This is a genomic window from Pinibacter aurantiacus (assembly GCF_019130065.1).
In the GTDB taxonomy this organism is placed as follows: domain Bacteria; phylum Bacteroidota; class Bacteroidia; order Chitinophagales; family Chitinophagaceae; genus Pinibacter; species Pinibacter aurantiacus.
The window spans coordinates 208,856-228,637 of the sequence record NZ_JAHSPG010000008.1 but is presented as its reverse complement, the minus strand read 5'-3'; the positions used below and the strand labels follow the sequence as shown (position 1 = coordinate 228,637).

Sequence of the window (19,782 nt, the reverse complement as noted above, 5' to 3'; positions counted from 1 at the left end):
AGCTAACGTCGATAAAATTCACTTTGGCAAGTGCATCATTTTTTTGGCAGGCGTATCGTTGTAAGGGTGCATTTCTTCTATCAACCCTTTTTTATTTCTATTTCAAAGGTAGTATGGTACAAACCGAATAATGCTGATAGCAATCATGCTCAGTGAAATTAACATGTGATTATTGACCATATAAAAAAGGCGGCTGGTATTCCTTTATCAGTCAGAATGTTATACTTTGTCAGTAAAACGTTTCAAAGGCCAACCGTTTAGTAGCGGGGTAAATTTTTAACTCTCTTTTTACAAGCGATACAGAATGAACAACACCAATTCGTTTCTCAAAAATTACAGTGGTATCTTATTGTTGCTTGCAGGCATTTTTGTAGGCAGCATTGCGGGCATTATCTGGGGCGAAAAAATTGCTGTGATCAAACCTATTGGCGACATATTCATCAATCTTTTGTTTACAGCTGTTGTACCACTTGTGTTCTTTTGCATTGTCTCGGCGATTGCGAACATTGACCGCTCGCAAAAGTTTGGCAAAATACTCGGCAGTACATTCTTCGTTTTTGTTTGTACACTTTTAGTTGCTGCGTTTGTCACAGTGTTAATCGCGTGGCTCTTTCCGTTCAGTCAATCAAACGGTGATGGTTCCACATTTTCAGCCGAAGTAACCAAACAAAGTGCAGGAGATGAATTAACACAACTGCTCACAACATCCGATTTTTATATTTTGCTTTCGCGAAAAAATATGCTGGCCCTCATTATTTTCTCTTTGTTGATAGGCTTTGCGATATTGAGAGCCGGTGATAAAGGGAAACCTTTTCATGATTTTATCGACTCTGGAATGGAGGTAATGAAGCATGTATTGCTGATCATTATGAAAGTGGCGCCGGTTGGTCTGGGTGCATATTTCGCTTACCAGGTTGGCACAATCGGACCGCAGCTGTTCGGTACCTATGGCAAAGCGTTGGCACTGTTTCATGGAGTGAGTATTTTCTACTTTATCATCTTCTTCAGCATATATGCATTTATTGCAGGAGGTACGAAAGCGGTTGCACTGTACTGGAAAAACAACATTGTTCCCAGTGCGACTGCTATTGGTACTTGCAGCAGCATTGCTACCATTCCCGCCAATCTTGATGCTGCAAAGAAGATGCGCATTCCTCCATACATCGGTAATCTGGTAGTACCTCTTGGAGCAGCGTTACACAAAGATGGCTCTTCCATTTCGGCGGTCACAAAAATTGTAGTGGTCTTTGCCATGTTTCACAAGCCTTTTGCAGGCATTGATACAGTTGCCCTGGCGCTTGGTCTTAGTGTGATCGTCAGCATTGTAGAAGGTGGCATTCCAAATGGCGGCTACATTGGAGAATTGCTTATCATTTCAGCATACGGTTTACCTGCATCAGCCGTCCCTGCAGTTATGATCATAGGCACATTGGTTGACCCAATTGCTACAATTTTAAATGCCACGGGCGATACAGTAGCGGGAATGTTGGTTACGAGAATGATTGAAGGAAGGGGCTGGATGGAAAAGCAATTGACTGAATAACTGAATAACTGAGAGCACGGAGATGACGCAGATTTGACTGATGTTCGCTGATTAGTCTTTTTTTGACGAATAAATTTACTGCAGTACAAGTGTGCGACGCAACGAAGATGAATAAAGATCTACTGTTGACCCCAAAATATTGTTGAGTGTCGAAGCCTTTGCTTTCAGTTATTCAGTTAATCAATTATTCAGTTACTACCTCTGCAATTCCTCAAACACCTTAAAGGAATGCGTATTGTACTCATTTTTCAGCGTTTGATACAATCCAAGCTTTTCGCTTTTGGTGAGGTGAAGATTAAGCGTTACGGCTTTTTCATGTTCTCCGGGAACGTATTGAAATGTGATCTTTTTGAAACGATCTCCGAATGATTTTTCTGTGAGTGCGAGTACATCGTTCAGGTTGTACTGTTGCATTTTGTACCAGGTGTATTGCAGTGTCAATACGGGCTTTGTAATGATCTCCGTTACATTGTTTGGCTGCGGTTGATAGTCCCATTCACCGCCTTTTCTATCCCGAATCTGAAGCAGAATAACGCCAGAAGTGTTTTCTGCGATCCAGTCATGAAACACGTTTACAAACCGTGTGCATCCATCCAGGCCAAAGTTGTCGCGAAAGCCTGCGTCCATTACATCAACCACAGGCGTTGTTGGCAACCAAACATTGGGCAGTACGTATGGGAACGTTGCGCTCATACGAAGCGCTGTTAACAGGCGCAGATTCATTGGATTCTGCTTTACAAACAATGCATTAAAATCAATTGCATCGGGCTCCATGTGGCCCAGGCTTGCAGTGTCATGAACCGGCTGCATCATATAGCTTACGGGTTGTGTGCTAATGATCATTTTGCGACCGTCACCTGTAACAACGGCATTGAAAAACATCAATGGCACCCGGGCATTTGCCTCGTCGTCCTTAATATCTTTCATCTGCTTGTTCATCACACCTCCAGTATTCTCATTGAGTTTTTCTTCAAATGCAAAACCGCGATCTTTTGAATAGGTATAATCGCCCACTGAAAACTTTTGCGCCGGTGAGGCCAAATCTCTTGCTATGAACGAAGAGAATACCGGGTTCAACAGGTCTTTCGAAATGTTGTCCGCGTATTTTTTATCCTGCAACCGAATATCTTTCCCGCTTTGTTTCTGGCCATATAACTCTCTGAAATAAGAAGCGCCCAGCATACCGCCTGATGCTCCTGTTATCAGGAATGTCTTTTTCATCAACTCGCCCTTACTCAAGCTGTCAAGCCTTTGCAAAGTGTTGAACGTAAAAGTGGCGCTTCTCGTACCACCTCCACTTACGCAAATGAAATACAAATAAGGTTTTTCAACTCCCTGTTTTGCTTTCCATTTGTTCAGGATGCCAATCATATTTTGTTTGTCCTGCTCAACCTTTTCCTTTGTACACAACGATGCTAAAGACTCGTGGGTGTATGCGGCCCTTTCAACATTTTTTGAATAGTTCAGACCATATGCTTTGTTTGTAGCGTCAATCACGTTGTACTTGTATAAGATGTTGATGATAATTACCAGCAGGATTAAGAAAGGCATGCTCCAGCTTTGCAGGAAATAAGAAAATGCGCCGGACACGGCAACCAATATGGAAAAGAAAAGCGTTATACTGGCTGCTGCAGGCAACTGAAATACGGGATTGTCGAGGAAAAATCCAATAATGATCAGGAACACGAATGAGGCAAACACCGACAAGATCGCCGCAAAGTGGTGCCTTCCAAAAACGGTTTCAATAAACTCTTTGCTATAGTGCGATACATCACGAACCGGTCTTGCTGATGTTGGTGTGTCAAGATAGGTGGTCACTTTTATCAAACGGCTGCCACCGCTGTTCAAGACAATATGCGGACGATAACCATAGGCAACGGTTTTCGGCGCGTCTTGCACAGCAAACATATGTCGGGCAATGGTAACATCGGCTCTGAAAAAATACAGAAATGAAAGTGCTATAATGAAAATAAACCCGAATAAAAATCCTCCCGCCAGGATGACGATGTCGAATGCGGTTAACAACTCCTGGTTCATTCCAAATGCGATAGCCTTAACCAAATAAAAAAGTAAAAAAGCCAGCGGAATGATAAAGTTATTGATGCAGTATTTTAGAAAAGGTCTTGTGGTTGTAGCAAGAAAACGAAAGTGGCGACTAAACAGAATGAAAGTTGTAATATTCCATCCCATGATAAACACACCAACCGCGAGCCCTACAATGGCGGCACTCATTGCATTTACATCTCCCAAATATTCTGGTGCGAGGTACAAACTGTCAACGCCAAATGAAGCCATGAAGCTGCCATTTACCGCCGCAAATAAAACCACCCAAAATATTAAAAGTAGCTGGAACTTCTTGATGTGCAATAACACCAACTGCACAGGAAAGGAATAGAATATGGCTTTAAGTGCTTGCTTCATACTGTAGGGTAACAATGGGTTTCTAAAATACGAAGTGTTTGTGAAAGAACAATGAGAAAGCTGACTTTGGTCCTCATCTTGCGGGAGTCAGAATTTTCATCAGCTTCATGCAATAGAAATATTAATGGAAAATACTTCAATCATCCCCACATTATAACACTGCCACTTTTCGCAAAACCTGTCTGCAGCCTGCTACAATATTGTTAGCCCACATTGTTTTAAATACTCAAAAGTTGAATCGTACAATTCTTGGGGCCTTGTTAAATCTGAATTGTCACCTTTGGGCACAAATATAACCATACCCTGTCTCGCTCGCGTCAACAAAACACGATAAGAATTTAAAAGATAATTCTTTGAAGAATTTTGATTTATTTTCTGCCATTTTGCCCCTACAAAACTTCGATAATTCCACCCGTTTTCGTAATACAGATTGATATCCCAAGCAACACAAGTAAAATCGATTTCAAGACCCTGAGTATCAAACTCAGTCGCAACGTCTTCTAAGTAGTAGGAGGAACGAACATCATCCCTTCCATTTAGAAACCAATCAACTGGCGAAATTTTATTTTTTACATAAATTCCGTTTGCTTGTAGTCTCGTTGCTCCGGAACTCGCAATAACACCGATTCTCTCAGTTCCTTTCGCCGATTTTTTTAGCCACGTTTTGGCCTTTAGAAAATCGCGTGTTAGATAAATTGGGTAATTTTCTTTGATTGAATTGAAAATTTCCGGTGCTTTATCACCTTTGTTTTCTAAAATATTTTTAACTAACAAAGCAACGTTTTCGCTTCTAAACGACCGAACTGAAACAGCCAAATGTAAGTCGCTCTCTTTGTTTCCTTTTTCTTGAAGCCAATGCAAAAGATCTTCATCTTTTAAATATGTGCTTTTTTCGCTTAGAATTTTGTCTGAGTAGAAAACGTTCCAGTTTGGATATTTTTGTTTTAACGAGTCAATCCATTCTGAAACACCAGCCTCACCCGTGTTGATTTCTTGCCCGCCGCCGATCAAACAAATAATTGCGCACCACTCTTTGTGTCGATTCATTACGCTAATCAAATACTCAGGTTCAGACATTTCAAAATCATCAATTCCCTTTTTGTTTTTCATAAATTCTGAAACTCGTTTCTTTTGCCAGGCCCTTTGGGCTTCGTCAAAAACGACTACTTTTTCAATTGGAGCTTCCTTGGTTTTTAAATTATCGTCTCGGAAATGGTGAATGTTTTGAATAAACGTTTTTGCTTTCCTCTCTGCATCGGAAACTTTCAATTTTTTGCCCCTTGCTTTTGCTGTCGCAACAGAATCGCGGGTCAATGCTTCCCTGAGCACTGCAACCAAAGGACCATTTCCTGAAAGGAAAACCGAATGTTCCGATTCATCTGTTTTTAATCGTTCATTTGCTATACTTAAGCCCGCTAGTGTTTTCCCTGCTCCGGGAACACCTGTTAGAAAACAAATAGACTTTCGATTATTAGCTTTGGAGTTCTCAATGATTTTGTTGATAGCAGCTGCTGTTCGTGATAGATTTATTGCGCCAGAATCGCTTCGTGAAATCTCTTTTACGTTATGTCCTTTATACAACGCTTGGGCTGCTTCAATAATCGTCGGTGTGGGTTTGTATGTCCCACTCTCCCAATTGGAAACATCAATTTTTTCGTTTGTTTTTAGTGTAGCTAAAATGTTCTTTAACGTGCTTTCAAAGTTATCTAAATTACAAAGCACACATTTTTCTAACCGCATTGCACTTTGGATGTCGTTTACTTCGCTTGCCGCTTTTGTCGCAACTAAAATCGGAATGAGTGTTTTGTTGTGGCAACCTTCGTGAAAGTTTAGTAAATCAAGACAATAATCTATTGTTTGATATTGAGCGTCTTGGGTGTATCGCTTATCGCCAATTTTAAATTCAATAATAAAAATCAAATTATTTACAATAAGAATATTGTCCACTCTCTTTCCCATTCGAGGAATTGTAAATTCAAAATAAAGACATCCTTGAATGTCTTTAAGTGCTGACTTTAAATACTCAATTTGTTTGATCCATGCATTCTTTTGAAGCTCTTCAAGATCATATTGGTGATTTTGAGCAAGATGTCCGAAAATTGAATTTGATCCCTCTGTTAAAAATTTATCTATAGTATTTTGGTAATAACTTCTTTTCATTCTACTCTCTTTTTAATCGCACCATCAGTCAATGCGAAAATAAACCAGATCCAAAGGCTCAGTTCTCTTTTGTTTTTCTCAACAAATACAGCTCCCATACCCAAACGATCAAAAAAATCATTGCTACAAACTGGTGCGTAATGCCGAGCCATAGCAGCGCCTTAGTATTGGCAGCATTTAACACGGTGAGAATTCCCAACAGTACCTGAATCAAAACCACTACCAATGGCAGCCACTGCGTTCTTTTAAATAATTTTCCTGTGGTAATTTTTGCTGCTTTTGCGAGCCAGATGATTACAAGGATGGTAATGACATATGCCAGTGTGCGGTGAATAAAATGAACCGCAAATGGATTGTCTGTAAATTTTTGCAATCCGCTGAAAGTACGATTGCCGAAAGTGGTGATATTCGATGGTATCCACTCACCATTGATTGTTGGCCAGGTGGGAGCAAACGTAGCCGCTTTCAATCCTGCCATAAACGCGCCGTAGATCAATTGCAATACCACGATAGCGATCATCCAGCCGGTGAATTTTCTTAAGGACGGAGCTACAACCCTTTCGCTCTCCGGCACCAGCAACTGGAAAGCAAACCAAAGTGTGTACACCAGTAATCCGAGCGCTGCGATAAAATGTATAGCGAGACGAATATGGTTAACGTATAAATTTTCCTCATTCAAGCCGCTGCTCACCATGATCCAACCAATAGCTCCCTGCAATCCGCCCAACACAAACAGAATAATCATTGGGCGCACCATGTTTTTATTCAGGTATCCTTTGACAATCAGGTACACAAAACCAACTGCAAACACAACGCCGATCAGCCGCGCCCACTCACGGTGGAACCATTCCCAGAAATAAATGAATTTGAAATCGCTAAGCGTAAAATGAGTATTGAGGTATTTATACTGACCGATTTGCTTGTACGTATCAAAAGCATGCTCCCACGCCGCTTCACTGGTAGGCGGGATAGCACCCAAAATAGGTTTCCACTCGGTAATGGACAATCCGGAACCCGTTAATCTTGTAATTCCACCCAGCAACACCTGGATGATGATCATTCCCACTCCTATCAAAAGCCAGATTGCAACGGCTTTATTGCCTTTTTTCGTATTTAGTTCCATAGCGGGGCAAAGATAGTTGAGAGTGGAGAATTGAGAATGGAGAGTGGAGAGTTATTTTACATTCTAACTCTCCACTCTCCACTTTCTACTCTCAACTAATCAATAGCTCATCTCATCCAGCTTCACTTTTCCTTTGAATGTCCAGAAAACAAAGCCGGTGTAGAGGCACACCAGCGGAGTACCTATTAAGGCTATAATTAGTAAAATTTTTAGTGTTTTAAGCGAGGAGGCCCCGTTCACAATGGTGATGCTGTTTGCCGGATCGTTTGGCGCGTAAATCAAATAGGGGAACACTTCAAACGCGACCATTATCAGCAATGTGGCAATGGTGATAGAGGAACTTAAAAATGCGAAACGGAAATTTCCATTTTTCAGGCTTCTTGGAATATTGGCAATCGCCAATGTCATGATGATGGGAAGAATGAAAAACGACGGATGCGTTCTTAAGTGATCGCTTAAGTGTGGAATATAGAGCAGTGTGTACAAAGTCGAAACCGCAAAGCTTAACACGAAGAAGATGGTAAAATCTCTTGCGAGCAAAGTGAGTTTTACATACAACCTGTTTACCGTTTTCATCGCCAAATAAATAGCTCCATGCATCATGAACAACGCCAATGTAGTAATGGCAATTAGAATAGAAAACGGATTGAAGAACGACATCCAGTTTCCTTCAAACTCGTGATCTTTATTTAATGGAATGCCGAGTGCCACATTTCCCAACATCAACCCCAGTGATAATGCGATGATGATGTTTGCAATGCAATATGAAATGTCCCATGTTTTTCTCCACCATTGCATTGGTTCTTTACTCCGGAATTCTATTGATATGGCCCGAAAGATGAGTCCCATTAAAAACACCATAAACGGAACATAGAACGCAGAAAAGATCGCTGCGTAGGCAACAGGAAATCCTGCAAACAAAGCGCCACCGGCTATGACCAGCCACACTTCATTTCCATCCCACACTGGACCAATAGCGTTTAACGCAATGCGCCGGCTTTCTTCTTTATTTAAAAACAAATGCAATGCACCTGCGCCAAGATCAAAGCCATCCAGTATGGCGTAACCGCTGATCACGCCACCAAATACAAGGAACCACCAAACGTTGTAATCAATGCCTAAAAATGTTTCCATTATGAATGAGTTATAAGAGGGTTATTTCTTTTTGTGAATGCTTCATTGGCTTCATCATCTTCATCGTGGGTTGTTTCGGGGCCATGCTGAATTTTTCTGTGCAACAAGAAAAGAAACAGCGCCAGTAACAAAGTATAAACTACGGTAAACATGATGAGCGAAAACAAAATCTGATTTGCAGATACTGCTTTTGAAAGCGCATCGCTGGTTCTCAACAAACCGTATACAACCCAGGGCTGGCGGCCCATTTCAGCAGCGAACCAACCGCATTGATTGGCAACCTGCGGCATCATGACCGACCACACAAAAATGTACATTAACCATTTTTTATCGAACAATGTTCCTTTTCGCCAGTACCAGCATGCAAGTAGTGAAAGGGCAATCATGGCCACTCCCAGCGCCACCATGATGTGATAAAATTGAAAAATGGAATTTACCTGCGTAGGTCTTTCATTTTCTTTAAAAGCATTTAAACCTTTTACTGGCGCATTAAAATCATAGTGAACGAGAAAGCTCAACCCACCGGGAATTTTTATTCCTTTCGTTTCCTGCGTTTTGTTATTTACCCAACCAAACAAATACATATCTGCCCTTGCCGAGCTATCGTAATGTCCCTCTAATGCAGCAAGCTTTGCAGGTTGATTGCGCGAAACGCCGTCGGCGCTTTTGTGACCGAAAAATAACTGCGATATAGAAAACACAGTTGCCACAACCAATGCAATTTTAAATGCTGGTATCGCTATCTCAAGATATTTTTTCTTAATGATGTACCATGCGTTTACACTCAGCACTAAAAATGCCCCTGCTAAAATAGCACCAACCCACACGTGCATCAATCTTTCAACGCTGGATGGATTGAATACCATTGCCCAAAAATCTGTGATCTCTGCTCTTGCCTCCAATCCATTTCCTACTATGTGAAACCCTGCCGGCGTTTGCTGCCACGAGTTTGCGACCACAATCCATATTGCAGAAAACAGAGAACCAAGGAACACCATGATCGTTGCGAAAAAATGAACGCCGCTGCTCACACGGTTCCAACCAAATAATAGAATGCCTAAAAATCCTGATTCCAATGCAAATGCAAAAATGCCTTCGGCTGCCAATGCGCTTCCAAAAATATCTCCCACGTACTTCGAATACGTGGCCCAGTTAGTACCAAACTCAAACTCCATGATGATACCTGTTGCTACGCCAATTCCAAACACCAGCGCAAAAATGCGAAGCCAGAAACGCGTCATCAATTCAAAACGTTTATCTCCTGTTTTAAGATAAAGCGCTTCCATAATGACGAGTATTAAACCCAGTCCGATGCTGATAGGGGGATAGATGTAATGAAAAGCGATAGTGAAAGCAAATTGTATACGGGCCAATATTTCTACATCCATAAAAAAGTATTTGGTATACACATAAAAAAAGCGGGAACAAGCCCGCTTCATAATTTATTTATATGTGGTTAGTAAGTTTGATAACATGTTGCAAAGGTATATGTTTTATCGAATAACTGAATAATTGAATAACTGAGGGGTTAAATTCAGTCGTGGTTTTCGACATTGAACCACTCAGTTATTCAGTCATTCAGTTACTCAGTTATTCTTAATTTCGCGCTCTTATGAATTTACGAACTGAAGCAGGAAGAACATGGAAATTATCAGGACCGATCATTTTGGGTGAACTCACTCAAATGGCGCTTGGTATTATTGACAGTGCTATGGTGGGAGCTATCAGTTATAAGCATCTTGCAGCGGCGGCACTGGTAAATAGTGTAATGAATATTCCTTTTGTATTGGGCATTGGCGTAACAATGTCTGTATCGCAAACAGTTTCCATGGCACATGGCAGACGCGATGGGCAGCAGGTATCGCACTATTTCTACAACGGCTTCTGGCTGTGCACCATTGCATCGATTGTCATCACGGCGATTTTGGTGCTTGGCAGAAATATTTTGTTTCATCTTGGGCAGGATCACGAAGTGGCTGTTCTTTCACGACCATACCTTGTAATCATGGCATCATCCATCATTCCGATGTTGATGTTCATGGCCATTAAACAATTTACTGATGGTCTTGAGAAAACCAGAACGGCAATGGTGCTGTCATTACTTTCGTTGCCGATTAATATAGGCATTAACTGGTTGCTGGTTTATGGTAACTGGGGTTTCCCAAGACTGGAGCTTGTGGGCGCCGGCATCGGCACGCTCATCACTAGAATTATAATTCTCGTGGCACTTGCAATTGTAGTTTTTGTACACCCTTTATTCAGCAGATATATTGCCGTAAGAAAAAATCAATGGATGCTGCGCAAACAAACGATCAGGGAATTGTTGCACATAGGCATTCCAAGTAGTTTACAAGCTGCAATGGAGTCCGGTGCGTTCGCGGTTTCGGGAATCATCATTGGCACATTGGGAGCGGTGCAGCAAGCAGCGCATCAAATTGCGTTGAGTTGTGCGGCATTTACATTCATGGTTTCTTTTGGACTGGCGCAAGGCGGTTCTATCCGCACGAGCAATGCCTGGGGAAGAAATGATTGGAAACATATTTCTATCCTCGGCAAAAGCACATTATTAAGCGGCTTGATCTATGGTTGCGCTTGTGCGATCTTCTATGTATGCGTAAGAAAAGTTTTGCCGCTGGCTTTTAATGATGATGCAGTAGTGGTTGCTCTTGCTTCCACGCTCATGTTGTATGCTGCTCTCTTCCAGTTATCTGACGCTACACAGGCAATTGGCGTAGGACTTTTGCGCGGTTTGAAAGACGTATACGTGCCAACAATTTATGTTGCCATCTCTTATTGGGTAATCGGCATTCCAACAGGCTGCCTTATGGCGTTCTATTTTAAAATGGGCGCTGCGGGAATCTGGATAGGCTTTTTAACAGGATTGACTTTTACATCGGTGCTGTTGAATCTGAGGTTTTTTAGAATTATTAAGAAGAAAGGATTGCTGTAGAACTGTTCTGACTTGCATTTCCGGAGCACATCTGTTCGCAGTATTCTTCAATTGCCTTTTGGTGTCGCCTCATTTTTGAAACAACAACCGAGGGAAGCTGATAATCATTATATCGTGCAGTATGAGCGACGTCTTTCAACTGTCGGTACTTTTCTGAAATGGCAAAATGCAACTTTCGAACTAAGTTCAAAGTGACACCATGTTTGGTGTCGCCGACGCGTTTATTTTTGTCAAAATATTCATCCAGATTTTTGTATATCACACCATTCTCCTGGTGAGGAAAAATTATTGCCTGTGCATAATGCATGGTGCAATAGAATGCTGTAGTAACAACCCAATCTGGAAATTCATTAGCTGAAGATAAATACTCACATGCCTTCTTATTATGTCTTGCGTGGTCTAGCGGTGTGCTCATAGAGATGTTTAAATCCGTCTGCAAAAATTTTTCCGGTGTTTAAAGCATCTGAGTCATAGGTAATCATGTAATCCCAGTGAAAAGCATCATCATTGTATTGATCAGATATTTCACTGGCGGCTCGGTAAAAAAGGTCAATTTTATCGTCGACGTAATCTTCTAATTTTACAATAATCAGCGAGCTGATATTGTCCCAATCCTCAACTTTCAAATGAAAATCGTAAATGGTAATATTATTTGCAGCAGCCGCATTAACAAGCAGATCGGTAATTTCAGACGCTCTTTGAAAGGCCAATTGAAAAAGTGCGTTCCCTCTTTTTATCAGTTCAACTTGCATGTCTTTGGCTCCATCTATACGACCTTTTGCATAAGCATTTTGTTGCAGCGCTTCTACAGTCCCATCCATAGATGAACCGTATTGATAACTTGGCGAATACAACGATGGCTTTTTCAAACTTCCAATATTTGATGTAGATAGCATTACAATTGAGTTCTTTTCTTTAAACGAAAAGGCACTGCATTTGGAACAATAGGAAATGTAAAACTAGCAAAAAATGGTAAAGAATGAACAGATACAAATCTAATAATCAATTTCTTACCCCACAAACCAATACGCCACCAACACAGAAAGCACTCCCCCCAATAATCCGAGATATACTTCGAAAGGTTCGTGTTCATGTAAGAGTAATCTTGAAGTGCAAACAATGCCAGTGACAAGGATGGCAATACTCGCATAAAACCCCATTGATGCACCCGAATGCAGTGCCAGCAAAATAAAAAATGCCAGTACAGTTCCCACTGCAAGGCCGTGCAAACTGATCTTGAATTTTATGTTGGCCATTTGAGCAATGATGGAATTGATAAATACCGCCAATAAAAACTGTGTGAAAGGAACCGGTATTTCAGCGTCTTTTTTGGAAACAAAATAAATGCTGAAGTAAAAGATCATGCAGATAACAATAGGTATAATGCGATCTCGTTGGGAACGCAGGTAAATGCTATCAATAAAACCTAGTTGTTTCAACAAAAACACCGTGAATGAAGGCATAAATGCTGTGGTTACAACCACCGACAAAAGTTTCAGGACTTTCATCTTGTAATCGTATCCAGCAAAAAAATAAGGATGAACGAAGATCAGGAAAAACGCAACATAGGTTGGTATAAACAACGGATGAAAAACGAAAGAGAAAAAATGCGCCAAAAATCTTACGGAAGCAGGCTGGTCATTTTTTCCCATATACTTGTCGCCACCGTTTCCGGAAATATTGCCTTCAGAAGTTACTTGCATGTTTATAGTTCTTTTCTCAAACGGGCCACCGGAATGTTTAATTGTTCCCTATACTTGGCCACCGTTCTGCGTGCAATGTTATAACCTTTTTCCTGAAGCATTTCAGTAAGTTTTTCATCACTAAGCGGTTTTTTCTTGGCTTCGCCAAAAACCATATCGCTCAATATCTTTTTTACCTCACGTGTGGAAACCTCTTCACCGCTTTCAGTACTTAGTGATTCACTGAAGAAAAACTTCAGCCTGTAAGTTCCAAATTCAGTTTGTACAAACTTGCTATTGGCTACGCGGCTAATGGTCGAAATATCAAGGCCTGTGCGCTCTGCTATGTCCTTAAGAATCATTGGACGAAGGGTTGTTTCGTCGCCGGTCAGGAAAAATTCGTATTGGTAATCCAGAATGGTCTGCATGGTCATCATCAGCGTTTGCTGGCGCTGTTTGATGGCATCAATGAACCATTTGGCCGCATCTATTTTTTGCTTTATAAAAAGAACAGCTTCTTTTTGACGCTTATCCTTTTTGCTGCCGCGCTCGTAATCTTTCAGCATGTCACGGTAGCCTTCGCTAATGCGGAGATCGGGAGCGTTCTTCGAGTTCAGCGTCAACTCAAGTTTGCCATTGTTGTTCAAAATGAAAAAGTCAGGCACCACATAACTTTCGGCTTTGTTTACCTCGCCCACATTTCCGCCTGGCTTGGGGTTCAGTTTTATGATCTGCTGGATCACTTCCTTCAACCCTTCATCATCGATAGCCAACCCTTTTTGGATCTTATCGTAGTGCTTTTTGGTAAACTCGTCGAAGTAGTTGGTTAACACGTCGACCGCTTTTTGTACAGGCTTGCCCTCGCGCAATTTTCTGTGGAGTTGCAAAAGAAGACACTCCTGCAGATCTCGAGCCGCAACACCCGGAGGATCAAACTGCTGAATCTTGCGTATAAGTTCTTCTATTTCCCCTTCGCTGGCTTCAATATTTTGTCTGAACGCGAGGTCATCCATAATGGAAGTGGTTTCCCGGCGCAGGTATCCATCATCATCTATGCTTCCTACGATTTGTTCGGCAATTCTAGCCGTCCGGTCATCGAGCTTTAAAAGTCCCAGCTGAGCCGTCAGCATGTCATGAAAACTCGTTTCCACTTTATGCGGAACGACTTTATTATCATCAGCTTCGGGATAATTATCATCACGCAATTTATAATCCGCAACTTCATCGTCGCCGTCTGATACATACTCGCTTATATCGATGTTATCGTAGCTCTCTTCCGGTTCATCGTAATCATCGTCTGAATCTGAAAATTCGTCCTGCGATTCCTCTGTGAATGTTTCCTCAAATGCGTCATCCCCTTCCTCCAATGCAGGATTTTCCTCCAGCTCCTCCTTGATCCTTTGTTCAAGATTGGCCGTGGGAACCTGCAACAACTTCATTAACTGAATTTGCTGAGGTGATAACTTTTGTAATAATTTCTGTTGTAAGCTTTGACTAAGTGCCATGATTCCTAATAGGTTTTCGGGGCGGCAGAAACATAAATAAAAATTTTAAAAAGGCGCGCCATCCACAAAAATCTTGCCGTAAATTTACATACTAAGCTAAAAAACAAATGCAAAGATTTTTTAAAATTCTTCTATTAATCATAACTTTCTCTCAATTCAGCGCCTTTGGACAAACAAAAGCTTTAACTGCAGCGCCTTACAGAGGGAAATATTTTTTTACAAATGGAGACACTACACTGATTAAAATTTTTAAATATGAGGAGAAAAAAACGGAAAATTTTCCGTTTTCTCCTCAGCCAATCAGTTTTCGACCGGTTTATTACGTTTCTGCCAACGCTTCTTTTTGCAATTTTTATACCCTCCGGATTCCCTATTCTACCTACTACCAAAGCATAGGATTTTTCTGCAAAAAGGAACTGCAGTTTCAAAATGCGACAACCGTTCCGCTGAGGTTCAGGTTGGGGTCGTTGGATTATGTGAATAAACTTGAGGGGAAATAGCGAAAACAGACCAGGAACAGGTTGATTGTACGAGAGGGCGAATGCAATTCGCCCCTACGCACCCAACTAACTCCTAATTTCTAACTCCTAATTCCTAATTGTTTTAACACTCGTTATCCTTTCGTTATCCGCGTTTTTTCATGTGACTTTTGCCCTTTTTTCGCATCTAATTGTGAAAAGGTACTCATTATGAAAAAGCTAATAATAGTAATCCTATCCTTCGTATTTGTTTCGGTGGCCTCAGCTCAAAAGGTTGTACACGGAGGAGGATATTACAGGCCACATACAGTAATCGTTGGTGGTTATGCGCCAATATACCCATATGGCTTTTACGGTGCCCCTTTCTATGGTTATCCGCCTTATGGATACGGCTACAATAACAGTTATTCAAGACCATCCAAGCTAGATATGCAGGTTGAAGATATCAAGCATGACTATTCAGACCGTATCAAATCTGTAAAAATGGATGATAGCCTGTCCCGTAAAGAAAGAAAGGCAAAAGTGCGTGAGTTGAAACAAGATCGCGACAATGCGATCTACGACGCAAAGAAAAGCTACTACAAATCCTAACACACAATAGCTGAAAAAAAGAAAAAAAAACAAAAGCCCGGCAGTTTTGAACTCGCCGGGCTTCTTGTATATATAAAAAAACGGTTAGCCTATGCTGTTGCACCTTGTTTTTGTAAAACAGACTTTACAACCTCAACGATCTTTGCGCCTTTTTCCTTGATCTGCTCTTCTGTCCACATCAGGCTGATGGCAGATGAGATGCAACGGCTCATGATGGCATCGCTTGCGGCGAATTGTTTAGTTGCGTAAGATTTCAAAGTGGTGTTGATTGCCTCTGTTTGAGGGTTCAACGTATGTACATTTTTAAGATGATCCCATTTACGGATGTAGTGCCAGTTGTTATCGAACCAATAGAAATTACCCGCCAAAATGCCCTGCGCCTTCAATTCAGCAACAACACTTTTTGCAATTTCTCCAGTTGGGAGGAACCAGCTTAAGAAGGTACAGCTATCGCCCTGAGGATCAGGAATTCTTCTAAAACTGATTTCAGGAACCTCGCTCAAAATGCCTTTCAGCAGAGCGTGATTTTTCTTTTGTATTGCCAGGAATTGGTCCAGTTTGCGGATCTGCGCCAGACCTACCGCTGCATGAAGCTCTGATATGCGGTAATTAAACCCTATGAACGGATGCAGATCTGCACCGCGATCAACGCCGTTGTGATCGTGACCGTGATCTGTGTAACCATCGCATTTAATATATACATCTTCGCTGTTCGTAACCACCGCGCCGCCTTCGCCGCAAGTGATGGTTTTTACAAAGTCAAATGAATATGTACCTGCATTACCAATGGTCCCCAATGTTTTTCCTTTATAGCTTGCACCAATGCTTTGGCAGGCATCTTCCAGCAACACAAGGTTATGTTCTTTGCATATTGCCAATAGGGCATCCATGTCCGCCATGCTGCCGCACATATGTACCGGCATGATGCACTTTGTTTTTGGAGTGATCGCTGCTTTTACAGCTGCTGGGTTTAATGTAAGTGTATCATCCACATCCACCAATACGGGAACGGCTCCTACGCCTAATACAGCTTCGAAACTTGCCACGAATGTGAAGGTTGGCATAATCACTTCGTCACCCGCGCCAATACCCAATGCAGCCATCGCTGTGGTTAGTGCAGAGGTTCCGCTGCTTGTAAGTTGTGCATATGAAGCACCGAAGGTTTTACAGATTTCAGTTTCCAACTCTTTTGCTTTCCAATGACCCTTACGCGGACCATCAAAGCCATAGCGCATCAGAATACCTGTTTCCAATACATCATTCACTTCCTTTCTCTCTTCTGCGCCCCAAAATTCAAAGCCTGGCATATGTAATTATTTAAAAGTGTAACAATCAAATTTCAGCAAAGGTAGGGATTAGTTGAAAATTGAAAGTTGAGAGTTGAAAATGGGGATGCTTCGCATCTCAAACATTACCACTAAGACACTAAGGCCACTAAGCCGCACTAAGGGAACCTCTTAGTGAATCTTAGTGGCCTTAGTGACTTAGTGGTAAAGAAACTTTAGCACATTCAAGGTGCGAGCTTGTTCTAAAGAAGCTGCCGAAAAACATTTTCAACTTTCAATTTTCAATTTTCCACTGACGCCCAAATCCTTTGCCAGTAAAGTGTTCGCAGTGTCCGGTATTGATACACTTTTTTAACGCGCACATAAAATGCGGTTACAACTTTGAAAAAATATTTTTGAAAAAAACTTACCACCTGCCACCACAATTTTAATTTAACGCTCACTTAACAGCATTTATCTTTTAGTTAAGAAAACTTTTCAAATGCAGTACTGACAAGCTTTTCAGCGGTTAAGCATTTTCAATCAAATTATCTTGCAAACAAAATTTCTTTTCATGTAAAAAGTAAATTCTCCACCAGTCAATAATTTATTTTAAGGCGTTGTAACGTTTTTACATTTGTTGCGTCCTATTCCTCAAACAACACACAATCATTAGAACCTTAAAAATTTTGTTATGAAAAAGCTTTTAATACTGGCTGCACTCTTCATCTCCTTCAGCAGTTTCAGTTATGCAATCGAAGTGAATCAAAAAATTCTTACCTCTTTCAAAAAAGATTTCAGCACTGCCATTAATGTGCAATGGAAAGCTCTTGAAGAAACTATTTACCAGGCGCAGTTTAGTTATAACGGCGATCAATACAACGCTTACTACAATGAAGAGGGCGAGTTGATTGGCTCCGCACGTTACATCAGCAAAGCAAACATGCCACTGCTGATTTCAAAAAGCCTGCAAGAAAAATATGGCGACTTCCTTATCCGCACCGCCATTGAATATAACAACGGAAACGAGACGTCGTACTTTATTACAATGGTAAGCCAATATAAATCCGTTGTATTGCAGGCATCGCCTTCAGGAAGTCTTTCAGTGGTTAAAAAATTCAAGACTTACTAAGAATGTCCATTACCAATCAAGCACTATTTTAAACAACTACCTAATCATACTTTAAACTCTTTTTTATGAAAAAGAAAACACTTATCGCAAGCCTTTTGGCACTTATCATTACAGTTAGCGTATTTGCTGGCCCTATCAGCAATGCACAAGCGAATTTCAATAAACAATTTAAGCAAGCAACAAACGTAACCTGGTCTAAAGTGGGTGAAAGAGAAAAAGTTTGCTTCACTTTCGAGGGTCGTGCAGTGTGCGCATACTATGATGCAGACGGCAAATTGTTCAGCATTACAAGAAGTTTGCTTTCCACAGAATTGCCGCTTATTCTGTCCACACAATTGAAACAAACTTATAAAGATTACTGGATCACTAATGTTAGCGAGGTTGCAAATGACGAAGGCACCAGCTACTATGCAACACTTGAAAATGCGGACCATGAAATGATTTTAAAAAGCACCAATATTTCTGAATGGGCCGTTTTTCAAAAATTCAAAAAAGACTAAACGAGCTGAGGTTTTGTTGATCGTTAACGGGTTCTGGAAGCAGGCCCGTTTTTTTGTGCCTAATGCTTAACGCCCAACGCCTAACGCTCACGCAAAGCACAAGCAAACCATGCGTTCTGCGCTCAGCGTTAAGCGTTCAGCATTAAGCATTAAGCATTCTGCATTAAGCTTGTATAAATTCTCCTTTTCATCCCCCGAAATGCCTAAATTTGCGGCCTGTTATACACACAAATAAAACTTTTGAAATGAGTAAAGGTCCTGTTTCCCAGTTTATTGAACACCATTACCGCCACTTTAACGCAGCCGCTTTAATGGATGCAGCAAAGGGTTATGAGCAACACCTTTTGGAAGGTGGTAAAATGATGATTACCCTTGCCGGTGCCATGAGTACCGCAGAATTGGGCATTTCCCTTGCAGAAATGATACGCCAGGGAAAAGTGGATATCATCAGCTGTACCGGTGCCAACCTGGAAGAAGATGTAATGAACCTGGTGGCGCACAACAGTTACAAACGTGTGCCTAACTATCGCGATCTTACGCCGCAGGAAGAATGGGATCTTTTGGAGAACCATTACAACCGCGTTACTGATACTTGTATTCCGGAAGAAGAAGCTTTCCGCCGTTTGCAAAAACACCTTGTTGCTCAGTGGAACGATGCTGAAGCGAAAGGCGAACGTTATTTCCCGCACGAGTTTTTGTACAAAACCGTACTGAGCGGCGATTTGAAACAGTATTATGAAATCGATCCAAAAGATAGCTGGATCGTAGCAGCAGCAGAAAAAAATATTCCTATCGTTTGCCCGGGTTGGGAAGATAGCACTACGGGAAATATTTTCGCCAGCTATGTGATCAAAAACGAACTGAAAGCAAGTACGGTAAAAAGCGGCATCGAATACATGGTTTACCTGGCTGACTGGTACAGAAATAACTCTGCCGGTAAAGGCGTTGGTTTCTTCCAGATTGGTGGTGGTATTGCAGGTGATTTCCCGATTTGCGTGGTACCAATGATGTACCAGGATCTTGAGTGGCACGATGTTCCTTTCTGGAGCTATTTCTGCCAGATCTCTGATTCTACAACTTCTTATGGTTCTTACTCAGGTGCTGTTCCTAATGAAAAAATCACCTGGGGCAAGCTTGATATTCATACACCAAAATTCATTGTAGAAAGTGATGCTACCATTGTAGCGCCGCTGATGTTCGCGTGGATATTGGGATGGTAAGCCAAGCCAAAAATCAAAAGTTAAAAGTCAAAAGTGAAGCAAGTGACAAATGTCAACTGTTGTTTCACTTTTGATTT

Annotated in this window: 16 protein-coding genes; 6 read left to right on the top strand and 10 right to left on the bottom strand. The window is 41.3% G+C overall.

Going from position 1 to position 19,782, the window contains the following annotated elements:
- Positions 1 to 304: 304 nt before the first annotated feature.
- Positions 305 to 1,543: a dicarboxylate/amino acid:cation symporter gene (locus KTO63_RS12040; protein ID WP_217791538.1), complete on the top strand. Its 1,239-nt coding sequence runs from the start codon at positions 305 to 307 to the stop codon at positions 1,541 to 1,543.
- Between the two features lie 195 nt (positions 1,544 to 1,738).
- Here KTO63_RS12040 and KTO63_RS12035 read toward each other — a convergent pair whose 3' ends face one another.
- From KTO63_RS12035 to KTO63_RS12015, 5 genes are all read right to left on the bottom strand, one after another.
- Positions 1,739 to 3,964: a patatin-like phospholipase family protein gene (locus tag KTO63_RS12035; protein WP_217791537.1), complete on the bottom strand. Its 2,226-nt coding sequence runs from the start codon at positions 3,962 to 3,964 to the stop codon at positions 1,739 to 1,741.
- Positions 3,965 to 4,156: 192 nt separating this feature from the next.
- Positions 4,157 to 6,124, bottom strand: coding sequence for a DUF2075 domain-containing protein (locus tag KTO63_RS12030; protein WP_217791535.1), 1,968 nt, complete (start codon positions 6,122 to 6,124; stop codon positions 4,157 to 4,159).
- Between the two features lie 58 nt (positions 6,125 to 6,182).
- Entirely contained in the window at positions 6,183 to 7,247 is a 1,065-nt protein-coding gene (locus KTO63_RS12025) for a COX15/CtaA family protein (protein ID WP_217791534.1), read from the bottom strand.
- A gap of 99 nt (positions 7,248 to 7,346) precedes the next feature.
- Entirely contained in the window at positions 7,347 to 8,381 is a 1,035-nt protein-coding gene (gene cydB, locus KTO63_RS12020) for a cytochrome d ubiquinol oxidase subunit II (protein WP_217791533.1), read from the bottom strand.
- Positions 8,381 to 9,769, bottom strand: a complete 1,389-nt coding sequence (locus KTO63_RS12015; protein ID WP_217791532.1) for a cytochrome ubiquinol oxidase subunit I — start codon at positions 9,767 to 9,769, stop codon at positions 8,381 to 8,383. Before KTO63_RS12015 ends, cydB begins: the two co-directional genes overlap by 1 nt.
- Before the next feature lie 224 nt (positions 9,770 to 9,993).
- On the opposite strand from KTO63_RS12015, the gene KTO63_RS12010 reads away from it, so the two are divergent.
- Positions 9,994 to 11,331, top strand: a complete 1,338-nt coding sequence (locus KTO63_RS12010; protein WP_217791531.1) for an MATE family efflux transporter — start codon at positions 9,994 to 9,996, stop codon at positions 11,329 to 11,331.
- Here the strand turns inward: KTO63_RS12010 and KTO63_RS12005 are convergent.
- From KTO63_RS12005 to rpoN, 4 genes are all read right to left on the bottom strand, one after another.
- The gene (locus tag KTO63_RS12005) at positions 11,309 to 11,746 is read right to left on the bottom strand and encodes a hypothetical protein (protein WP_217791530.1); all 438 of its coding nucleotides are present in this window, start codon (positions 11,744 to 11,746) and stop codon (positions 11,309 to 11,311) included. The two genes, KTO63_RS12010 and KTO63_RS12005, sit on opposite strands and share 23 nt — an antisense overlap.
- Complete coding sequence (locus KTO63_RS12000; RefSeq protein ID WP_217791529.1) at positions 11,715 to 12,227, bottom strand: hypothetical protein; 513 nt, start codon at positions 12,225 to 12,227, stop codon at positions 11,715 to 11,717. The genes KTO63_RS12005 and KTO63_RS12000 overlap by 32 nt, the downstream gene beginning before the upstream one ends.
- Positions 12,228 to 12,341: 114 nt before the next feature.
- Positions 12,342 to 13,034, bottom strand: a complete 693-nt coding sequence (locus KTO63_RS11995) for a hypothetical protein (RefSeq protein ID WP_217791527.1) — start codon at positions 13,032 to 13,034, stop codon at positions 12,342 to 12,344.
- A 2-nt stretch (positions 13,035 to 13,036) separates the two neighbouring features.
- Complete coding sequence (gene rpoN / locus KTO63_RS11990) at positions 13,037 to 14,518, bottom strand: RNA polymerase factor sigma-54 (protein ID WP_217791526.1); 1,482 nt, start codon at positions 14,516 to 14,518, stop codon at positions 13,037 to 13,039.
- A gap of 689 nt (positions 14,519 to 15,207) precedes the next feature.
- On the opposite strand from rpoN, the gene KTO63_RS11985 reads away from it, so the two are divergent.
- Positions 15,208 to 15,588, top strand: a complete 381-nt coding sequence (locus KTO63_RS11985; protein WP_217791525.1) for a hypothetical protein — start codon at positions 15,208 to 15,210, stop codon at positions 15,586 to 15,588.
- Between the two features lie 89 nt (positions 15,589 to 15,677).
- Here KTO63_RS11985 and KTO63_RS11980 read toward each other — a convergent pair whose 3' ends face one another.
- Positions 15,678 to 16,895 (bottom strand): DegT/DnrJ/EryC1/StrS family aminotransferase, encoded by a 1,218-nt coding sequence (locus tag KTO63_RS11980; protein ID WP_217791524.1) that lies wholly within the window; start codon positions 16,893 to 16,895, stop codon positions 15,678 to 15,680.
- 652 nt (positions 16,896 to 17,547) lie between these two features.
- On the opposite strand from KTO63_RS11980, the gene KTO63_RS11975 reads away from it, so the two are divergent.
- From KTO63_RS11975 to KTO63_RS11965, 3 genes are all read left to right on the top strand, one after another.
- Entirely contained in the window at positions 17,548 to 17,985 is a 438-nt protein-coding gene (locus KTO63_RS11975; protein WP_217791523.1) for a hypothetical protein, read from the top strand.
- Between the two features lie 65 nt (positions 17,986 to 18,050).
- Positions 18,051 to 18,485: a hypothetical protein gene (locus KTO63_RS11970; RefSeq protein WP_217791522.1), complete on the top strand. Its 435-nt coding sequence runs from the start codon at positions 18,051 to 18,053 to the stop codon at positions 18,483 to 18,485.
- Positions 18,486 to 18,730: 245 nt separating this feature from the next.
- Positions 18,731 to 19,705, top strand: a complete 975-nt coding sequence (locus KTO63_RS11965; protein ID WP_217791521.1) for a deoxyhypusine synthase family protein — start codon at positions 18,731 to 18,733, stop codon at positions 19,703 to 19,705.
- Positions 19,706 to 19,782: the final 77 nt, after the last annotated feature.